5 protein-coding genes are annotated in these 4,169 nt (G+C 52.6%); 2 read left to right on the top strand and 3 right to left on the bottom strand.

Features of this window, described 5'->3' with window-relative positions; all coding sequences use genetic code 11:
• Positions 1 to 252, top strand: a 252-nt coding sequence (locus BFF42_RS11850; RefSeq protein ID WP_001393792.1) for an IS1 family transposase, incomplete at its 5' end; no start/stop codon positions are given.
• A 139-nt stretch (positions 253 to 391) separates the two neighbouring features.
• Here BFF42_RS11850 and glyS read toward each other — a convergent pair.
• From glyS to BFF42_RS11865, 3 genes are all read right to left on the bottom strand, one after another.
• Complete coding sequence (gene glyS, locus BFF42_RS11855) at positions 392 to 2,461, bottom strand: glycine--tRNA ligase subunit beta (RefSeq protein WP_001291812.1); 2,070 nt, start codon at positions 2,459 to 2,461, stop codon at positions 392 to 394.
• Between the two features lie 9 nt (positions 2,462 to 2,470).
• Entirely contained in the window at positions 2,471 to 3,382 is a 912-nt protein-coding gene (gene glyQ, locus BFF42_RS11860) for a glycine--tRNA ligase subunit alpha (protein ID WP_001168544.1), read from the bottom strand.
• 94 nt (positions 3,383 to 3,476) lie between these two features.
• Positions 3,477 to 3,776, bottom strand: a complete 300-nt coding sequence (locus BFF42_RS11865; protein ID WP_000980111.1) for a YsaB family lipoprotein — start codon at positions 3,774 to 3,776, stop codon at positions 3,477 to 3,479.
• Between the two features lie 234 nt (positions 3,777 to 4,010).
• On the opposite strand from BFF42_RS11865, the gene BFF42_RS11870 reads away from it, so the two are divergent.
• The coding region (locus tag BFF42_RS11870) for an IS1 family transposase (RefSeq protein WP_032277379.1) at positions 4,011 to 4,169 on the top strand (159 nt) is incomplete at its 3' end.

Below are 4,169 nucleotides of genomic sequence, written 5' to 3' on the forward strand. Positions count from 1 at the left end.
CGTCTTCTGAGCCTGCTGTCGGCCTTTGAGGTCGTGGTATGGATGACGGATGGCTGGCCGCTGTATGAATCACGCCTGAAGGGAAAGCTGCACGTTATCAGCAAGCGTTACACTCAGCGCATTGAGCGACATAATCTGAATCTGAGACAACATCTGGCAAGGCTGGGACGGAAGTCACTGTCGTTCTCAAAATCGGTGGAGCTGCATGACAAGGTCATCGGGCATTATCTGAACATAAAACACTATCAGTAAGTTGGAGTCATTACCAAAAATCTCATAAAATTAATATATGAGATAATCTTTATTCAGCAGAAGATTATTAAAGGTTGCTGTATTATTTAGCGATAATAAAAAAAGCCTGCCAGATGGCAGCTTTTTAATAACGGCGTTATTACTGCAACAGCGAAATATCCGCAACGCGCAGGAACAGTTCGCGCAGTTTCTCCAGCATGGTCAGACGGTTGAGACGCAATTCTTTGTCATCAACCATGACCATCACTTTATCGAAGAAAGCATCAACCGGCTCACGCAGCTCTGCCAGTTCGACCAGCGCATCCTGGTAACGACCTTCCGCAAAGTACGGCTCCAGCTTGTCACGTAGCACCACAACCTGCATCGCCAGTTTAATTTCTTCCGGCTCTTTCAGGGTAGAGGCATTCACGCGGTCGCTCAGCACTTCGTCAGATTTCGCCAGAATGTTAGATACACGTTTGTTCGCCGCCGCCAGTGCAGCAGCTGCATCCAGGGTACGGAAATGCGATACCGCTTTCATACGGGCATCGAAATCAGCCGGACGAGTCGGACGACGCGCCAGTACCGCCTGGATGGTGTCAACGGTGTAACCTTCGTCCTGATACCAGGCGCGGAAGCGACCGAGCATAAAGTCGATAACATCATCAACCACGTTGGCGTTAGTCAGCTTATCGCCATACAGACGCACTGCTTCTTCGGTCAGCGTTTGCAGATCAAGGTTGAGGTTCTTCTCAACGATAATTCGCAGCACGCCAAGTGCGGCACGACGCAGCGCAAACGGGTCTTTGTCGCCTTTCGGATGCTGACCGATACCGAAGATACCCGCCAGAGTATCCATCTTATCAGCAATCGCCAGCGCACAAGCTACCGGGTTGGACGGCAGGTCATCACCGGCAAAGCGCGGCTGATACTGCTCATTCAGCGCGACGGCTACGTCTTCCGCTTCGCCATCGTGACGCGCGTAGTGCATCCCCATAACGCCTTGGGTGTCGGTGAACTCGAAGACCATGTTGGTCATCAGGTCACACTTAGACAGCAGGCCCGCACGGGTTGCGTGGTTAACGTCAGCGCCAATCTGTTCAGCAATCCAGCCAGCCAGCGCCTGGATGCGGTCAGTTTTGTCACGCAGCGTACCCAGCTGTTGCTGGAACAGCACGGTTTGCAGGCGCGGCAGGTTATCTTCCAGACGTTTTTTACGGTCGGTATTGAAGAAGAACTCGGCATCCGCCAGACGTGGACGAACGACTTTCTCGTTACCAGAGATAATTTGCTGCGGATCTTTCGATTCGATGTTGGCAACGAAGATGAAGTTCGGCAGCAGTTTGCCATCGTTCGCATACACCGGGAAGTATTTCTGGTCACCTTTCATGGTGTAAACCAGGGCTTCAGCCGGCACCGCGAGGAATTTCTCTTCGAATTTTGCGGTCAGAACGACCGGCCACTCCACCAGCGAAGCCACTTCTTCCAGCAGGCTTTCGCTTAAGTCAGCGTTACCGCCAATCTTACGCGCTGCTTCTTCGGCATCGGCTTTAATCTTCGCTTTACGTTCTTCGTAATCGGCGATGACTTTCCCGCGCTCACGCAGAATTTCCGGATACTGATCGGCGTTGTCGATGGTGAATTCCGGTTCGCCCATAAAGCGGTGGCCGCGAATCACGCGATCGGACTGAATGCCCAGAATAGTTGCCGGAATGACTTTGTCGCCCAGCAGCAGGGTCACGGTGTGCACCGGACGCACGAAGTGCACGTCGCTTGCGCCCCAACGCATCAGTTTCGGGATCGGCAGTTTCGCCAGAGAAGTCGCAACCATATTCGGCAGCAGTGCTTCGGTGCTTTCGCCCTTCACATGGGCGCGATACAGCAGCCATTCGCCTTTATCGGTAGTCAGACGCTCAGCCTGGTCAACGGTAATACCGCAACCACGCGCCCAACCTTCTGCCGCTTTGCTCGGTTTGCCTTCAGCGTCGAACGCCTGGGCAATCGCCGGGCCGCGTTTTTCGATTTCACGATCCGGTTGCGCTTCCGCCAGGTTAGCTACTTTCAGCGTCAGACGACGCGGAGCAGCAAACCATTGAACGGTGCCGTGTGCGAGGCCAGCGTTATCCAGCTCCACAGTAAAATTCGCAGCAAAGGACTCAGCCAGGCTGCGCAGTGCTTTTGGTGGCAGCTCTTCAGTGCCGATTTCCACCAGAAAAGTTTTCTCAGACATAGCCGCCTCTTACTTATCTTTGTTGCACATCGGGAAGCCGAGGGCTTCACGGGAAGCGTAGTATGCTTCTGCCACTGCTTTGGTCAGGGTGCGAATGCGCAGAATGTAGCGCTGACGCTCGGTGACGGAGATGGCTTTACGCGCATCCAGCAGGTTGAAGCTGTGGGCGGCTTTCAGAATACGCTCGTAGGCTGGCAGCGGCAGCGGATTTTCCAGCGCCAGCAGCTGCTGTGCTTCTTTCTCGTACTGCTCAAAGCAGGTGAACAGGAAGTCCACATCCGCGTATTCGAAGTTGTAAGTGGACTGCTCCACTTCGTTCTGATGGAACACGTCGCCGTAGGTGGTTTTACCCAGCGGGCCGTCGCTCCAGACCAGGTCGTAAACGCTGTCTACGCCCTGAATGTACATGGCCAGACGTTCCAGACCGTAGGTGATCTCGCCGGTAACCGGTTTACACTCCAGACCACCAACCTGCTGGAAGTAAGTGAACTGCGTCACTTCCATGCCGTTTAGCCACACTTCCCAGCCCAGTCCCCAGGCACCCAGAGTCGGGTTTTCCCAGTTATCTTCCACGAAACGGATGTCGTGAATAGTCGGGTCCATGCCCAGCTCTTTCAGAGAACCGAGGTACAGCTCCTGAATATTGTCCGGCGATGGCTTAATGACCACCTGGAACTGATAGTAGTGCTGTAAACGGTTGGGGTTTTCGCCGTAGCGACCATCGGTCGGGCGACGAGAAGGCTGAACATAAGCAGCCGCCATCGGTTCTGGCCCCAGCGCGCGCAGACAGGTCATTGGGTGAGAGGTTCCCGCGCCGACTTCCATGTCCAATGGTTGAACAATGGTGCAGCCCTGGCGAGCCCAGTAATCCTGTAAGGTCAGGATCAAGCCCTGGAAGGTCCTGGTATCAAACTTTTGCATATTATTTCGTGCTGGATACGTGTGGATTTAAAGGAAGGGATCAGTATACCCGCTGGATGGAAGATATACAGTACGAAACGGGAAAAAGCAGGGCTTAACGCATGGAAAGATGCAAAAAATGGCCATCTGCGTCAAAAGAACAGACAAACTGCTCTTTACGGAAGGTATAACCGCGCATTTCATAGCTTCCCTGGAACTGTTCGAAGGCGGTGACGTCGATTTTTTGCTCGCCGGTGTTATAACGTTTTGCCGCCTGATCCTTGCATAACGCTTCCATATTCAACGAACGCAGAGGATCAACCTTTACCCGTTGTGCTTTCTGCACGGGTGACGGTGTAGAACAACCCACTAGCACCATAAGCGCCATTGCCGGAAAGAAAGCGTTCATCATCATTAAATTACCGTCTGGTTTGCAGGTGAGTCTTATTATTTATATCGGTATAGTGGCTGATATCTTACGAATTTCCTTAAGCCTCTATAAGCTGTAGTGATAAAACTCAGATTATTCCAGTGCGCCAACCAAATGATTTATCGGTCAGACTTTTTTTAACCAGATACAGAGACACAGATGCAGGTAATGCTGCCAACTTACTGATTTAGTGTATGATGGTGATTTTAAGGTGCTTGCGTGGCTTCCATTTCCATCAGATGTCCTTCCTGCTCCGCTACTGAAGGCGTGGTGCGTAACGGCAAAAGCACTGCCGGACATCAGCGCTATCTCTGCTCTCATTGCCGTAAAACATGGCAACTACAGTTCACTTACACCGCCTCTCAGCCCGGTACGCAC

Source organism: Shigella sp. FC1661, from assembly GCF_001712525.1.
Taxonomy (GTDB): Bacteria; Pseudomonadota; Gammaproteobacteria; order Enterobacterales; family Enterobacteriaceae; genus Escherichia; species Escherichia coli.

Excerpts from the sequence above, each read along its gene's own strand:
- glyS (WP_001291812.1), bottom strand. The coding sequence starts at position 2,461 with ATGTCTGAGAAAACTTTTCTGGTGGAAATCGGCACTGAAGAGCTGCCA.
- glyQ (WP_001168544.1), bottom strand. The coding sequence starts at position 3,382 with ATGCAAAAGTTTGATACCAGGACCTTCCAGGGCTTGATCCTGACCTTA.
- BFF42_RS11865 (WP_000980111.1), bottom strand. The coding sequence starts at position 3,776 with ATGATGATGAACGCTTTCTTTCCGGCAATGGCGCTTATGGTGCTAGTG.